15 protein-coding genes are annotated in these 15,027 nt (G+C 67.1%); 8 read left to right on the forward strand and 7 right to left on the reverse strand.

Annotated features, from left to right (window positions below; all coding sequences use genetic code 11):
* Positions 1 to 122: 122 nt before the first annotated feature.
* From IPU70_RS06385 to IPU70_RS06395, 3 genes are all read right to left on the reverse strand, one after another.
* Positions 123 to 1,121 carry a FecR domain-containing protein gene (locus IPU70_RS06385; protein ID WP_207465846.1) on the reverse strand — a complete coding sequence of 333 codons (999 nt, stop codon included), beginning with the start codon at positions 1,119 to 1,121 and terminating at the stop codon, positions 123 to 125.
* Complete coding sequence (locus IPU70_RS06390; RefSeq protein WP_207465848.1) at positions 1,118 to 1,621, reverse strand: RNA polymerase sigma factor; 504 nt, start codon at positions 1,619 to 1,621, stop codon at positions 1,118 to 1,120. Before IPU70_RS06390 ends, IPU70_RS06385 begins: the two co-directional genes overlap by 4 nt.
* 104 nt (positions 1,622 to 1,725) lie before the next feature.
* Positions 1,726 to 1,968: a hypothetical protein gene (locus IPU70_RS06395; RefSeq protein WP_013395939.1), complete on the reverse strand. Its 243-nt coding sequence runs from the start codon at positions 1,966 to 1,968 to the stop codon at positions 1,726 to 1,728.
* Positions 1,969 to 2,213: 245 nt separating this feature from the next.
* On the opposite strand from IPU70_RS06395, the gene IPU70_RS06400 reads away from it, so the two are divergent.
* The gene (locus tag IPU70_RS06400) at positions 2,214 to 4,319 is read left to right on the forward strand and encodes a PTS sugar transporter subunit IIC/EAL domain-containing protein (RefSeq protein ID WP_207465850.1); all 2,106 of its coding nucleotides are present in this window, start codon (positions 2,214 to 2,216) and stop codon (positions 4,317 to 4,319) included.
* Here the strand turns inward: IPU70_RS06400 and IPU70_RS06405 are convergent.
* Complete coding sequence (locus IPU70_RS06405) at positions 4,312 to 5,193, reverse strand: prohibitin family protein (protein WP_207466010.1); 882 nt, start codon at positions 5,191 to 5,193, stop codon at positions 4,312 to 4,314. The two genes, IPU70_RS06400 and IPU70_RS06405, sit on opposite strands and share 8 nt — an antisense overlap.
* Positions 5,194 to 5,483: 290 nt before the next feature.
* On the opposite strand from IPU70_RS06405, the gene IPU70_RS06410 reads away from it, so the two are divergent.
* The 3 genes from IPU70_RS06410 (at position 5,484) to IPU70_RS06420 (ending at position 7,473) form a co-directional block, all read left to right on the forward strand.
* Entirely contained in the window at positions 5,484 to 5,933 is a 450-nt protein-coding gene (locus tag IPU70_RS06410) for an anti-virulence regulator CigR family protein (RefSeq protein ID WP_207465851.1), read from the forward strand.
* A 149-nt stretch (positions 5,934 to 6,082) separates the two neighbouring features.
* Entirely contained in the window at positions 6,083 to 7,147 is a 1,065-nt protein-coding gene (locus IPU70_RS06415) for a M4 family metallopeptidase (protein ID WP_207465853.1), read from the forward strand.
* Complete coding sequence (locus tag IPU70_RS06420) at positions 7,144 to 7,473, forward strand: protealysin inhibitor emfourin (protein WP_207465855.1); 330 nt, start codon at positions 7,144 to 7,146, stop codon at positions 7,471 to 7,473. Before IPU70_RS06415 ends, IPU70_RS06420 begins: the two co-directional genes overlap by 4 nt.
* On the opposite strand, the gene IPU70_RS06425 is transcribed toward IPU70_RS06420, so the two are convergent.
* Positions 7,397 to 8,683, reverse strand: coding sequence for an MFS transporter (locus IPU70_RS06425; RefSeq protein WP_207465857.1), 1,287 nt, complete (start codon positions 8,681 to 8,683; stop codon positions 7,397 to 7,399). The genes IPU70_RS06420 and IPU70_RS06425 overlap by 77 nt on opposite strands.
* Positions 8,684 to 8,764: 81 nt before the next feature.
* Here IPU70_RS06425 and IPU70_RS06430 point away from each other — a divergent pair, with 81 nt between their 5' ends.
* Positions 8,765 to 9,562: a helix-turn-helix domain-containing protein gene (locus tag IPU70_RS06430; protein WP_207465859.1), complete on the forward strand. Its 798-nt coding sequence runs from the start codon at positions 8,765 to 8,767 to the stop codon at positions 9,560 to 9,562.
* Here the strand turns inward: IPU70_RS06430 and IPU70_RS06435 are convergent.
* The gene (locus tag IPU70_RS06435; RefSeq protein WP_207465860.1) at positions 9,555 to 9,932 is read right to left on the reverse strand and encodes a DUF4148 domain-containing protein; all 378 of its coding nucleotides are present in this window, start codon (positions 9,930 to 9,932) and stop codon (positions 9,555 to 9,557) included. The genes IPU70_RS06430 and IPU70_RS06435 overlap by 8 nt on opposite strands.
* A 270-nt stretch (positions 9,933 to 10,202) precedes the next feature.
* Here IPU70_RS06435 and IPU70_RS06440 point away from each other — a divergent pair, with 270 nt between their 5' ends.
* The 3 genes from IPU70_RS06440 to IPU70_RS06450 are packed head-to-tail and all read left to right on the forward strand — an operon-like array spanning position 10,203 to position 14,254.
* Entirely contained in the window at positions 10,203 to 11,720 is a 1,518-nt protein-coding gene (locus IPU70_RS06440) for an MFS transporter (protein WP_207465861.1), read from the forward strand.
* A gap of 15 nt (positions 11,721 to 11,735) precedes the next feature.
* On the forward strand, positions 11,736 to 12,788 hold the full coding sequence (locus tag IPU70_RS06445) for an HlyD family secretion protein (protein ID WP_207465862.1): 1,053 nt from the start codon (positions 11,736 to 11,738) through the stop codon (positions 12,786 to 12,788).
* Positions 12,785 to 14,254 (forward strand): efflux transporter outer membrane subunit, encoded by a 1,470-nt coding sequence (locus IPU70_RS06450; RefSeq protein ID WP_207465863.1) that lies wholly within the window; start codon positions 12,785 to 12,787, stop codon positions 14,252 to 14,254. Before IPU70_RS06445 ends, IPU70_RS06450 begins: the two co-directional genes overlap by 4 nt.
* Here the strand turns inward: IPU70_RS06450 and tam are convergent.
* Positions 14,226 to 14,999, reverse strand: coding sequence for a trans-aconitate 2-methyltransferase (gene tam / locus IPU70_RS06455; protein ID WP_207465864.1), 774 nt, complete (start codon positions 14,997 to 14,999; stop codon positions 14,226 to 14,228). The genes IPU70_RS06450 and tam overlap by 29 nt on opposite strands.
* Positions 15,000 to 15,027: the final 28 nt, after the last annotated feature.

Raw genomic sequence — 15,027 nt, forward strand, 5'->3', positions numbered from 1 at the left:
CGATGCGGGGAACGTTGCCCCGAAATGGAAACGCGGCGGCTGCCGCCTTCCTTCGTAGAACGAATCAGCCCAAGATAAACCTGAATCCCATTCTCATTTATTTTGTAACTGTAGCGCAGGACCTACCTGGCGCTGATGTCGAGGGCGCCATCCGGGCCCGGCGTCAGCTTTACAGGCGCCACCGCCGGCAAGGCGTCGACCAGGGCTTCAGGGCGATCCAGGCTGAACGACGCCGACACCCGCAGGCGCCCCACCTTGTCGTCCGCCAGCCGCAATGGCGTGGACAAGTAGCGGTTCATGTCCCGCACCACCTCGGCCAGCGGCGCGTTCTTGTACACCACCCGCCCTTCGCGCCAGGCGATCGCGCTCTGGACGTCGGTGGGCGCAGGCACGCCGATCGCGCCGCTGCCCGGCACGCGGATGCCGTCCCCCCCGCGCAGCACGGCATGGCCCATATTCCACCAGCGGCCGCCCGACACCTCCACCGTGCCGGACGCCACCAGCACCGCCACCTGCTCTTCATCGCGCCGCACATCGAAGACCGTGCCGGTCACGCGGACCACGCCGCTGCCGGCCCGCACGATAAATGGACGGGCCGCATCGGCACTGACGGTGAACAGGATCTCGCCACGGTCCAGCGCCACTTCCCGGCGTCCGGCGTAAAGCCTTACGTCGGCGCGCGTGGCGCCATTGATCTCCAGCATGGAACCGTCGGGCAGTGTCACCTGGCGGCGTTCGCCGCGTTCCGCGCTGAGCGTTGCGGTGTACGCCGGCACCTCTGCCGGCAGGCTCCACCAAGCCACCAGCGCGGCTGCGCCCAAGGCCGCACAGCCCGCGGCAAAGCGCAGCGCAAGACGGCCCTGGCGCTGCGGCCTGGGTCGCGGCGGGACCTCCCCTCCGAGCAGCGTCCGGACTTGATCGCGGGACAGTCCGGCAGCCGCCCGCCCCAACTGCTGCATGCGGTCGAATTCGCGCGCGGCCTCGGGATGGTCGCGCCGCCACCGGGCAAAGTCGCGCCGCTGGCGGCGCGTCAGTTCGCCCGAATGCCAGCGCGCAAACCACTGCGCCGCAGTATCCGCCTCGCGCTGCTCGCCGGGGTCATGGGGGGAAGGCATCGTCATGGATTGTGTTCACGCATGCGGTCGCGCACGAATTCGATCGCCCGCATGACGTAGCGTTCGATCATGTTCTTGGACAGGCCCATATGCTGAGCCACCTCGGCCTGCGTCCAGCCTTCGATGCGATTCAGGACGAAGGCTTCACGGCACTTGGGCGGCAATTCTGCCAGGACTTGGGCCAGGTCATCGGCCAGGCGCGACGCGCGTACCGGGGATTCCGGGTCGGTCCAGGCAGGCTGGTCGGCTTCGTCCAGCTGGTCCAGCGGCACATGTTCGGTCCGTTCCTGCCGGCGCCAGCGGTCGATCAAGCGATGCCCGGCAGCCTGGAACAAGTAGCTGCGCGCCTTCAACGCGACGCTGGCGTCCGCCTTCAGCAGGCGTTCGATGGCATCGTGCGCCGCGTCCTCCGCGTCATGCCTGTTGCCGACCCGCCGGCTCCATACCCCAACCAGCTCGTCATAGTAGGCGAGCCAGCCGGTGCGGGGCGGAGGAGAGCGGGACATGAACCGATCGGACAGCGAAGATGGCGACGCCGCGAATTTTACAAATAATTCTCATTATCGCAACTACGTGCCAAGACTCTTGCGAGCTTCCCCCGCTCGCCCCGCTAGTAATCCATCGGGATGTGGCTCTGCGCCTCCCGCAGTTCCTGTATGTGGCGTTCGGCCTCTTGCTTCTCGACGGCGGGCGGCAAGGGCCGCCAGCTGACCATGTTGCCCGGCGTCTTCACTGGCATCCAGCCCAGCACGCTGTACAGCGTGATGGCGGTGCATCCGGTGTCGTACCGCGTTTCGTAGTATCCCTGCCGGTCCGGCTTGGTATCGCCGGACGTCCAATCCAACTGAGACATCCATGTCTCCTCAATCTGAAGCTTGTTGTCCCGCGCACCGGGCGAGCCCCTTGATCGTATAGCGGCCCTTCGCGCCCGTGCTGCCACCTTGCGCCCGCTTTGCAATTCTTGATAGAGGGGAATCCCTGACATTCTGATAGGTGCCGATTGCTAAACATGGAAAGCCGGGGCTAGGATGTAGCAAAATATTCTTACAAACACGGGAGCGGCGATCTTCGCTTGCACGGACTCTGGGGCGAACCGCCATGCCGAAACTGGCCCTGATGCGTTATCCAAAAGATCGGCTGGCCGCGCTGGCGGGCGCCAGCGGCTTGCGCGCCATACGCGAAGGCCTGCTCTGGACCCTGCCCTGCCTGCTGATCACGGCGCTGTTCCTGGTGCTGTCGGTCGTCGCCCGCCAACTGGGCCTGCCCGCCTCCGTGGTGGACCTGCTGACCGGCGTCCACGACAAGCTCTCGGGCATCATGCCGATCCTGGCCGGCACCTCCATCGGCTACATGCTGTCGTTCCGCCACCGCGTGCCGCATCTGCCAACCGCGTTCCTGTGCCTGTCCTACGTGATGATCGCCGAGGGCCTGATGGCGCCCTATCCCCAGGCGGCCGCTACCCTGGTGCTCTTCATCGCCATTGTTTCGCCCCTGCTGACCGTGCCATTGATGGCCTGGCTGCACCGCCGCCGCTGGACCCAACTGGCACCGGACGGACTGATCACTGAAAACGTCCGCGACACGCTGAACATGGTCGTGCCCGGCCTGCTGACGGCCAGCCTGGTCGTGCTGGCATTGTCCGCCGCGCTGCAGATCCCCGCCGTGGCGCAATTCAACATCCCCTTGAGCCTGGCATCGCTGGACAGCCCGTTCACCTCGGGCGCGTTGATGGCGGGATTGAACTCTCTGCTGTGGTTCTTCGGCATACACGGCTACCACGCCCTCGCCCCCCTGATGAGCGTGATGGACCAGGCGGCCATGCTGAACTCCGCCAGCCAGTCCGCCGGCTACGAAGGCATGTATGCCCTGAACAGCACGCTGCTGGGCGCTTTCGTCTTCATCGGCGGCGCGGGCGCGACGCTGTCGCTGGTGGTGGCCATGCTGCTGTTCGCGCGCAGCGAATCCCTGCGCGTGCTGGCGCTGGCCAGCCTGCCGGTGGCGCTCCTGAACGTGAACGAAATCCTGCTGTTCGGGCTACCCCTGATCCTGAATCCGCGCCTGCTGGTGCCGTTCATCCTGGCGCCGGTGACCAACGTCATCCTCGCGCTGGCCGTGGTGCAACTGGGCTGGCTGCCCTCCGCGACGACCACCCTGCCCCTGACCTCGCCGGTGCTGTTCAACGCCTATGTCGCCGCTGGCGGCCATCTGGGCGGGGTGGCGCTGCAGCTCGCGCTGGTAGCGATAGGCGTGTGCCTGTATGCGCCCTATGTGGTCGCGCTGGAACGTCAGCGCCAGGAAAGCGCCACCGTCTACTTCAAATCGCTGGATACCACCTTCACCCGGCTGCAAGAAGAATCGCTGCTGTACGCGCACGATCCTGTGGTGCAGACCTACGCCGACCGCGCGCGCCGCAACGCCGAGAACAGCCGTATTCGCACCATCAGCCAATACGATTTCCATCTGGAATTCCAGCCGCAGGTGTCATTGCGCAGCGGCCTGTGCACCGGCTGCGAAGCCCTGTTGCGCGCCACCGGCCCCGACGGCGCGCGGCAGACGCCGGTGGAGTTCCTGCGCTGGCTCGCGCAGGCGGACCTGATGCGGGAAGTGGATTTGTGGGTGGCCAGGCAGGCCGTGCAGCAATGCCTGCGATGGCGCAAGCGCGACTTCGCCTTGCCGATGACCATCAACGTCACGGCCGGCACGCTGACGTCCGGCGACTACCTGGAAAAACTGATCAGGGTGCTGGCGCAGGCCGGCGGACAGATCTCGGTGGAGCTGACCGAAGACGCGCTGGTGGAGGATACCCAGGCGCTGCACACCGCCTTCGACCGCCTGCACGCGATAGGCGCGCGGGTCTACATCGACGACTTCGGCACCGGCTATTCGGCCTTGGGCTATCTGCACCAGTTCGAGATCGACGCGGTCAAGATCGACCGCAGCTTCGTCGTGGCGCAAGACAGCGACAGGGGCGCGCTGGTCCTGAACGGCCTGCTGCGCTTTTGCGAAGCGCTGAACCTGCAGATCGTGGTGGAAGGCGTGGAAACGGACCAGCAGCTGAAGGCGCTGGCATCCCCCGCCGAAATCATCGTGCAGGGGTGGTACTACAGCAAGGCTTTGTCGGGCGACAGCCTCATGGACTACGCGCGCCGGCGGCAGGCTGCGCCGCCGGAGCCTGCGCAGCCCTCGCCCGCCGCGCCTACTTGATGCCGATGAACGGCAGCGCCGAGCCCGGAACCTGCGTGGCCGGCAGCACGCCGTCCCACTTTTCCACCGCGTTCAAGCTCACCAGATTGGTGTTGGCGGCCAGGGCCTCGGCCTTGGCGCGGATCGCGGCCGCCTCGGCGTCGCCGCGCATGCGGATGCCGTCGGCCTCAGCCGTGAACTGCTGGCGACGCGCGTCGGCTTCCGCCTTGGCCTTGACCACCTGGATCTCGGCCGTGATCATCGCCGTTTCCTTTTGTTGGCGGGTCGTCTCGATCTGCACTTGCGCCAGCATGCGCTGTTCGATCGAGTGTTCATAGGCCTGCGAAAAGCCGACTTCCTCGATCTGCACGCCCACCACCTGTACCGGCGCGCCTTCCATCGTCTTGAGCACGGCCGAGTTCACGTCCTGGCCCAGCTTCTGGCGTTCCTGGATGGCGCGCACCGCGGTGTACTGGCCGAACACGTTCTTCACCGAATCCGGCGTCTTGCGTTCCAGTACGCGCATCTGCAGATTGCTGATGGTGCCGTACTCCGAATACAGCTCGGCCACGTGCTCGGGCGGCACACGGTAGGTCACCGACACGCGCAGCGTGGCCGGCTGCTGGTCATAGCTGTAGGCTTCCAGCTTTTCAAACACGAACGTGTGGTCGCGCACCGATACCGTCATCACGTTGTCGATGAACGGGGTCTTGAAATCCAGGCCCGGCTCCGACACGCGCACCAGCTTGCCGTTGCGCAGCACCACGCCGCGCTCGCCCTGATCGACCTGGAACCAGGAATCGAACGCCAGGAACAGGATCAGCATAAACAACACCGCCGTAATCACCGCGATCTTGATACCGCGCGGCTTTACAGCACCAATCGTCTTGACCATCTGGATATCTGTCGGCTTCACTTCGAATCCCTTTCTGATTTTGAACGTTTACGGTCCGAGAGCACGGCGGCGATGCCGCGCGCCAGCAGATAGGCGACCACGGCCGCCCCAACCAAGATCAGGAAATACCTCATCGTGCGTTCCCCCCCGGAAAATAAGCAGGGGATTCTATCGCGAGTGGAAGATCAAATGAATTGTGGCGATTGTTGCGATTGAATCCGCCGGCGAAAGTAGCGCTTGCCCAATGACGGCGCTACGCTAGGCTCCTCTACATAGCAGGAGCCGAAACCATGCCCCGCAAACGTTCGATGATCGTGGCCATCTTTGCCTGTGCCGTCGCGCTCGGTGCGCCGGCGCATGCCGCGCCGCCCGAAGGCAAGGGCAAGCCGGACCATGCCGGCCAGGGCAACGGCAATGGCAAGAACAAGGGCCAACAGAGCCAGGACAACGGCGTCAGCGTCACGCTCAGCACCGCCGGCATCACCGTTTCCACCGCGCGCGGCTACGCAGTGCAGGCTGGCGCAACCGGCTACAGTTCGCTGCCGCCGGGCATACGCAAGAACCTGGCACGCGGCAAGCCCCTGCCTCCGGGCATCGCCAAGAAGATGGTGCCCGGCCCGATGCTGACGCGCCTGCCGGTCCATCCCGGATACGAATGGCGCGTCGCGGGCAGCGACTTGATCCTCGTCGCCATCGCCACCGCCGTCGTGGCGGACGTACTCACGGGCGTGTTCAACTAGGCGCGAATGCGCGCCGGACGCCGCGCCGCGGCGTCCATAGTTCCTAGCATCAGGCCGCACACTGTTACGTCCCTGCGCCAGACCTATCTGCTACCGTTGAATGGCCTCGCGCCGCGGCCCTGGCCCGGCGTCCACGACGGAGACCGCGCATGCCACGTCCTTCCGAATCCGCGCCCTTGATCGGTGTGATCCCCCCCTACATGCTCGATCGACTGGCGCAGCACGCCGACTCGCGGGTCAGCATGCCCGCGGTCAAGACGCTGATCATCGACCAGCAGCAGCGCAGCCTGCGCGAAATGGCGGTGCAGCCGCCACGCGCCAAGCCCGCCCGCCCGAAAAAGGCGGCGCCTGCCGGCACGCCGCAGCGCGCCGTGCACGATGCGGCCAACACCACCACTTTGCCCGGCAAGCTGGTGCGCGCTGAAGGCGCCCGCGCCAGCGGGGACGCGGCCGTGGACGAAGCCTATGAACACCTGGGATCGACCTACAAGCTGTTCTGGGACATCTACCAGCGCCACTCCATCGACGGCCAGGGACTGCCCCTGGTCGGCACCGTGCATTACGGCGAAGACTACGACAACGCCTTCTGGAATGGCGCGCAAATGGTGTTCGGCGATGGCGATGGCGAAGTGTTCAACCGCTTCACGGTCGCAGTGGACATCATCGGCCACGAGCTCACGCATGGCGTGATCGATGCCGAGGCCGCCCTGCTGTACCAGAGCCAGTCCGGCGCGCTGAACGAATCCCTGTGCGACGTGTTCGGCGCGCTGGTCAAGCAATACACCTTGGGACAGGATGCGCGCCAGGCCGATTGGCTGGTGGGCGCCGGTCTGTTCATGCCCAAGATCCGCGCCCGTGCACTGCGTTCCATGGCCGAGCCTGGCAGCGCCTATGACGATCCCCTGCTGGGCAAGGACCCGCAGCCCGCCCATATGCGCGATTACGTGGACACGCCCAACGACAACGGCGGCGTGCACATCAACTCCGGCATTCCCAACCGCGCCTTCTACCTGGCGGCCACCGCGCTGGAAGGCCCCGCCTGGGCCGGCGCGGGCCGCGTCTGGTACGACGCGCTGTGCGACAAGCGTCTGCGGCACGATGCCGACTTCACGCAATTCGCGAAACTGACGCTGGCGGTGGCAGCGGAACGCCATGGCGCGACAGTGCGCGATGCCGTCGCCCGGGCCTGGGCCGGCGTGGGAGTCCAGACATGATCGAACTGCCCTCCCTGGACCTTGCGATGCTGGTGCGCCTGACCCGCGAAGGCGGACTAGCTTATATGCCCGCGCTGGCACAACCACGCAGCATCGACCTCGTCACCTGCCCGCCGGACCTGCGGCAGGAAGTCTGCGACGCCCTGCAACGCTCTGCTCCAGTCGCCGTCCCGCGCTGTGCTGAAACCGGCGGCGACCAGCGCTATTTCCACGTGGAGGTCATCTACGAAGGCGACGACGTGGCGGACATCAGCTTCGACGTGCCGGAGACCGACGCGCCCGAGCCGCTGGTGCGCTTGTGGAAAAGCCGGGCCGGACAGGCTTGAGCGCAGCGTCGCGGTATTGGCCGATCTGGATGGCGCGGCCCGCATAGAGGCCGACAGCCGCCATCGCCAGGCATAAGGCCGCGCACAGGCCCAGCGCCACGCCCCAGTCACCTTGCGCGTCGTGCAGCGTGCCCACCAGCGCCGGTCCGCTGGCGGCGAACAGGTAGCCGACGCATTGCGCCATGCCCGACAGCGCCGCCGCCTGCTGCGCATGGCTGGCGCGCAAGCCCACGAATGCCAGGCCCAGGATAATGCCGCCGCCCGTGCCCAGGCCCATCAGGACGATCCACAGCGTCGCCCAGCCGGGCGCGGCGATCAGGCCAGCAAACGCGACGAACGAGGCTGCGGCAGAGAAGAAGGCGGCGCCGCGCTGATCCTTCAGGCGCCGCACCACGGGGGCCAGGAACAGCGCGGGGACGGCCGACATGAGCTGCAGCAGGCCATGCAGCGCACCAGCGCGTTCCGCCGTATAGCCAACGTCGCGCAGGATGGCCGGCAGCCAGCTCACACCCACATAGAACACGAATGAATTGATGCCCAGGAACAGCGTCACCTGCCACGCCAGCGCAGAGCGCCACAGGCGGGGTCCATGCGGCGCATGCGGCGTGGATGCCGCGGGCGCGGTGCGATTGGCCAGCTGCGGCAGCCACAGCAGGGCGCTGGCCAACGGCAACAGCAGCAGGCAGCCGGTGGAAAAGCGCCACGTCGCGTCGGACAAGTTGGCCAGCGGTATGGCGACGGCGGACGCCAGGCCCGCCGCCAGGCTCATGGTCAGCACGTAGGCCGAGGTCAGGCTTGCGAGCTGCTGCGGAAAATCGCGCTTCAGCAGGCTGGGCAGCAGCACATTGCCGATGGCGATGCCGGATCCGATGACAGCGGTGCCCAGGAACAGGCTCCAGACCGGTCCCAGCGTGCGTACCAGGATGCCCCCCGCGATCAGCAGCATGGCGGCAAACAAGCTGCGCTCCAGGCCGTGGCGGCGCGCCAGGCCCGCGGCGAACAGCGACACCACGGCAAAAGCCAGCAGGGGCAAGGTGATCAGCATGCCCGCGGCCGTGGAGCTCAGCCCCAACTGCTCACGCAGCATGCCTGTCAGCGGCGGCACGCCGGTAATGGGCGCGCGCAGCGCCATGGACATGCAGAGTATGCCCGCGATCAGCAACACGGGATTGCCGGCGGGGTGTTTGGAAGTAAGGGGATGCGAATTCATGCCTACAGCTTAAGCATCGCCGCCATCGCCGAATTTCGAGATAATGACAAATTATCCCTAAATTCGGTCAAAGCACATTCGATGCACCGCCTGGACGACCCTGCCCCCTTCTTCAATCCCGATACCGGCTCGCAATGGACCTATGCCATGCGCGTGCATGCGGACGAGAACGACCAGGAGTCTCCACCGCACCGGCACGCCATGGGCCAGCTGGTGCTGTCCCTGCAAGGCGGCGTGACCTGCTCGGTGCCGCAGGGCCTGTGGATGGTGCCGCCGCAATGCGGCGTCTGGATCCCTGGCGGCGTGCCGCACAGCAACCGGGTCACGCAGAACGGCCGCGTCTGCTTCCTGTTCGTGCCGCCCGACGCGCCGGGCCTGCCGGAGCAGTGCTGCACGCTGGCCATCTCGTCGCTGGTGCGCGAGCTGGTGGCCTATCTGGCCGACCTGCCCCCGGAGGAAACGGCAACGGCCCCCAACCGCAAGCTGGCCGAGGTGCTGGTCGATCAATTGGCGCGCATGCCGGCCGAGCAACTGCACCTGCCCATTTCCGAACACCCGCGCCTGCGCGAGATCGCCGACGCCTTGCACGCCGATCCCGCCGACCGCAGCACGGTGGCGCAATGGGGCAGCCGCGTCGCCATGAGCGAGCGCACGCTGGCGCGGCTGATCCGGCAGGAGCTCGGCATGAGCTTTGGCCGCTGGCGCCAGCAGATGCACATCATCCAGGCCTTGCAGCGCCTGTCCGCCGGCGTGTCGGTGCAGCGCACGGCGGAAGACCTGGGCTACGAGTCCGTCAGCGCCTTCATCACCATGTTCCGCAAGACCTTGGGCAAGACGCCTGCCCGCTACTTCGCGGACAAGGCGGAAGGAATCAATTGACGACGGGCGGGTAGTCCAGTTCGCCCGATTTCATCAGGCCGCGCGCGTGCGCCTCGCGCAGTTCCGCGACCGTCTGATCACGGGTCTGGTCGGATTGCGACGGCAGCGCGGGCGGATAGTCCTGTTCGCCATACGTGACCAAGCCCGCCGCGCGCGCGGCGTCGAGTTCTTCACGCACCTGCTGGCGGGTCTTGGTGCTGACACGGGGCAGATCCACCGGGTATTGCTGTTCGCCGTAAGTCACCAGGCCAGCGGCCTTGGCTTCCATCAATTCGGCGCGCACCTGTTCGCGGGTCTTGCCTTCGGCATGCGCGGCGGCGCCAACGAAAGCCATGATCAGCGCCAGTGCTGAAAGTCGGAATGTATGCATGAAATCCTCTGCGGTTAACGAGTGCTGCATTATTCGTTCGCCGGCCCGCCGGGATAAATCCCGCGCGGTGCAATCCAAGGTTGCGCCTCACGCAAGCCTTTCGGCATGCCGACGCCGCGCCACGCGCACCCTTGCGTCCCATGCAAGGGTGGGTTGATCCAGGAATGGTTTTTCCGCCCCCCACATCTACCTAGACTGAATAGCTCCTGTTATCCAAGGACGCTATTCCATGTTTTCTTCCTCATCCCCGGGCAGGAGCGGCCCACGATCATGACGGCCGCCGCTCCCCCCGCCCCGCCCGCCGCGGCGGCCTTCGGCTGGCGCATCCTGACCGGATTGCTAGGCGTGCTGCTGGCGGTGATCCTCGCCGGGCTCAACGAAAACGTGACCAAGATGGCGCTGCCGGACATCCGCGGCGCGCTGGGCATCGGCTACGACCAGGGAACCTGGCTCGTGGCCGTCTACGCCGCGGCCTCGGTATGCGCCATGGCGTTCGCGCCCTGGTGCTCGGTCACGTTTTCATTGCGCCGCTTCACGGTCGCGGCGCTGGCCGCCTTCGCCCTGTTCGGCGCGCTCTGCCCGTTTGCGCCCAACCTGCCCGTGCTGCTGCTCCTGCGCACCCTGCAAGGCCTCGCGGGCGGCGCGCTGCCGCCCATGCTCATGACGGTGGCGCTGCGTTTCCTGCCCCCGGGCATCAAGCTCTACGGACTGGGCGGCTATGCCCTCACCGCCACTTTCGCGCCCAGCCTGGGCATACCGCTGGCCGCCTTCTGCACCGAGGTGCTGGGCTGGCGCTGGGCCTTCTGGCTGATCGTCGGCCCCGCGGCGCTCGCCGCCTGGGCCGTCTGGCGCGGCCTGCCCCAGGATCCGCTCAAGCTCGAACGGCTACGCCTGTTCGACTGGCGCGGCCTGCTGCTGGGCGCACCGGCGCTCTCCATGCTGGTCATCGGCCTGTTGCAGGGCGACCGGCTGGACTGGCTGAACTCGCCGCTGATCTGCGTGCTGCTGGGCGGCGGCAGCGCGCTGATGGTGCTGTTCATGATCAACGAATGGTCCCACCCCTTGCCGTTCTTCAAGATCCAGCTACTGCGCCACCGCAATCTGAGCCATGCCTTGCTGACGCTGGGCGGCGTGCTGATCGTGCTGTTGGGCGTGATCCTGATTCCGTCGACGTTCCTGGCGCAACTGCGCGGCTATCGCCCGCTGGAAACGGCGCCGGTGTTGTTGACCATGGGCCTGCCGCAGCTGATTGCGCTGCCCCTGGTCGCCGCGCTGTGCAACCTGCGCCAGGTGGATTGCCGCTGGGTGCTGGCTGCAGGGCTCGGACTGCTCGCGCTGTCCTGCCTGCTCGGGTCGCAACTGACGCCGGTCTGGTCGCGCGAGCAGTTCTACCTGCTCGAAGCCGTGCAGATCTTCGCCCAGCCCATGGCCGTGATCCCGTTGCTGATGCTGGCCACCGGCGGCCTGACGCCGCAGGACGGCCCCTGGGCGTCGTCCTGGTTCAACACCATCAAGGGCTTTGCCGCAGTGGCCGCCACCGGCCTGCTGGACGCGCTGACCACATCGCGCCGCAATTACCACTCCAGCATGCTGGCCGACCAACTGGGCAACTTCCCGCTGAGCACGGCAGGCGAAAGCGCAGCGGCGCTGTCCCGCCGCATCCAGGAGCAGGCCACCGTGCTGACCTCCGCCGATCTCTACCTGTGTATGGCCGGCGTGGCCGTGCTCCTCATCCTGCTGATCCCCTTCGTCGCGACCCGGATCTACCCTCCGCGCGCCGCGGCCTGAAATCGAGCCCATATCATGTCTATCTCTCTCTTGACTTCTCCCCTTCCCCGCGCCGGCGCCCTCGGCGCCCTGGTCCTGCTGGCCTATGCAGGCTGGTCATGGTCCGCCACCGGCGCCGCCGAATCCACCGACGACGCCACCGTCGTCGCCGATCACACCATCGTTGCGCCGCAGGTATCCGGCTTCATCGACGCCGTGCTGGTCGAAGACAACCAGGCCGTCCAGCAGGGTCAACTGCTCGCGCGCATTGACGACCGCGACCATCGGGCCGCGCTGGCGGCCGCAAGCGCCGAACTCGCGGTCGCGAGCGCGCGCCTGTCGGATGCGGCCGCTACGCTGGAACGCCAGCAGGCCGTGATCGACCAGGCCATCGCCGTCACGCGTGCCGACCTGGCCGATATCCGCTATGCCGAAAGCGAAGCCCAACGCCACCGCAGGCTGGCCAGCGAGGGCGCCGGCACGCAGCAGGCCTATGAACAGGCGCGCAGCCGTCTGGACATGGCACAGGCGCGCCAGGCCGAACACACGGCCACCTTGCAGGCCGCCCGCAAGCAGCGCGACGTGCTGGAAGCCAACCGCGAAGCTGCGCAAGCCGGCCTGCTGCGCGCGCAGGCGCTGAAGGACCGCGCGCAACTGAATCTGTCGCATACCCAGGTCGTCTCCCCGATCGATGGCATTGTCGGCAGGCGCTCGCTGCGCGTGGGCGCCTACGTCAGCCCCGGCACGCCCATCCTCGCGGTGGTGCCGCTGCAGCAGGCCTATGTGGTGGCGAACTTCCGCGAAAAGCAGTTGACCCGCATGCGCCCGGGCCAACCCGCCCTCATCACGGTCGACGCCTATCCGGATACGCCGCTGCGCGGCCGCGTGCAGAGCATCGCGCCGGCCACGGGCCTGAGCTTTTCGCCGGTGGTCCCCAGCAATGCCACCGGCAACTTCACCAAGGTGGCGCAGCGCCTGCCCGTCAAGATCGTGCTGGATGCGCCGGCCGCCGGCGCGCCGCCGCTGCGCGCCGGCATGTCCGTCGAAGCCATGGTCGATACGGCGGCGGCAGAGGAGTCCACACAATGACGCCCCGCCTCTTGGTCCATGCCGCATTTACCTGCGCCCTTTCCGCGTTGGCGGGCTGCGCCGTGGGTCCCGACTATCAAGCTCCCCGACCACAGCTGCCCGCGCAATGGCGTATGTCCAACGAGTCCGCCGCAGGCAGCGTCCCAGTCCCGCAAGACGTGAACACATCCTGGTGGGACAGCTTCGGCGATCCCACCCTGAGCGCCCTGATCGCCGAAGCGACCGAGGCCAACCTGGACATACGCATCGCCCACGAACGCCTGCTGCAAAGCCGCGCCGCCTTGCGCGTGACGCAAGCCGACGGCCTGCCTGGAATCGGCGCGGGCGCAAGCTACAAGCGCGGCCAGAACAGCGAGGTCGGACTGGCGGACCCTTCGGGGCGCGGCGGCAAGTCCTCGTTCAATCTGTGGCAGGCCGGCGTGGACGCCAGCTGGGAACTGGACCTGTGGGGCCGCGTGCGGCGCGAAGTGGAGCAGGCCGGCGCTCAGTCGCAGGCGGCGCTGGAGGCGCAGCGCGGCGTGGTGCTGGTCATCCGCGCCGAAACGGCACGCAACTACATCCTGTTGCGCGGCGCGCAGAACCAGTTGGACGTGCTGCGCAAGACGCTCGCCAACGCCGAGCGCAACCTCGCGCTGACCCGCTTGCGCCAACGCGAAGGCGTGGCCACCGAACTGGACGTGTCGCAAGCCGATGCGCAGACCGCCGCCATCGAGGCCCGGGTGCCGCCGCTGGCGCTGCGCATCGACCAGTTGATGAATGCGCTGGCGCTGCTGTTGGAGCTGCCGCCCGGCGCGTTGCAGGAACGCCTCGCGAATATCGGGCCGATACCCGGCGGCCCGCTGCAGGTTCCCGTCGGACTGCCCAGCGAACTGGCCGAGCGCAGGCCAGACATCCGCCGCGCGCAAGCCGATCTGCATGCGGCTGTCGCAGCAATTGGCGTGGCGGAGGGCGATTTCTATCCGCGCATCACGCTGTCCGGCAACCTCGGCTTGCAGGCGTTGCAGCTGCGGGATCTCGACCCGGATCATGCCGGCATCTTCGGTGTGGGGCCCGCGCTGCAGATCCCCATCTTCCAGGGCGGCCGGCTGCGAGGCCGCCTGCGGCTGCGCGAGTCGCAGGCTCAGGAGGCAGCACTGCTGTATCAAAAAGCCGTGCTGAATGCCTGGCACGAGGTCGACAACGCCATGATCGCCTACCAGGCGCAGCAGCGCACCCGCGTCAGTCTGGAGCGCGCCTCCGGGAGCGCCCGCCAGGCGCTGCTCAACGCGCAACGCCAATATGCCGCAGGCGCGTCGGACTTCGTGAACGTGCTCAGCGCGCAGAACGCGGTGCTGGCCAGCGACCAGGACCGCGTGTCGACCCAGGCCGCCGTGTCGCTGGTGCTGGTGGACCTGTACCGGTCATTGGGCGGCGGCTGGGAACCGCCTGGCACGGCTATTAACCCTGCTTCGGTCCCGCCACAATGAACAGCCGCGGGAACGGCAGCAGCACCGTGCCGTCAGCCAGCGCCGGATAGGCCTCTTCGATCAGCGACTGGTAGCGGGCCAGGAAACTGGCCTGCCCGGCCGCGTCCAGCCGGTCCAGGTAGGGCCGCAACGCCGTGCCCTTGAACCACTCAACGACAGCTGCCGCGCCCGCCAGCGGATGATGATAAGTCGTGCGCCACACGTCCAGCAGGCCGCAATGCGGCTTGAGCAGTTCGTAGTACCAGGCGGCGCTGTGCCGCGGCGGATGCTTGAAACCGCCGATGGCAGCGGCCCACGGCGCTTCGCCGGCCACCTGGCGCGCCAGGCGGTGGGCCGGCTCTTCCAGATTGTCGGGCGTCTGCACTGCCAGGCTGCCGCCCGCGGCCAGCTTGCCGACCAGGCGCGGATACAGCGTCGCGTGGTCCGGCACCCATTGCAACGCGGCGTTCGCCAGGATCACGTCGTAGGTTCCGGGCGGATTCCACGTAGCGATGTCGGCCAGTTCGAATTGCATCCCAGGCAGGCGCTTTCTCGCCGACTGGAGCATGTCCTCCGAGCTGTCCATGCCGCTAACCTCGGCGTCCGGATAGCGGCTGGCCAGCACCTCGGTGGAATTGCCCGGGCCGCAGCCCAGGTCGACCGCGCGCCTCACGTCCTGGTTGGGCAAGGCGGCGACCAGGTCCCGCACCGGGCGGGTGCGTTCGTTTTCAAAGGCGGAATACTGTTTGGCGGACCAGCTGGTCATGACGGCTCCTTGCGGCATTTGGACTGTC

This window comes from Achromobacter sp. SD115 (genome assembly GCF_017355315.1).
Lineage (GTDB): Bacteria > Pseudomonadota > Gammaproteobacteria > Burkholderiales > Burkholderiaceae_B > Achromobacter > Achromobacter xylosoxidans_B.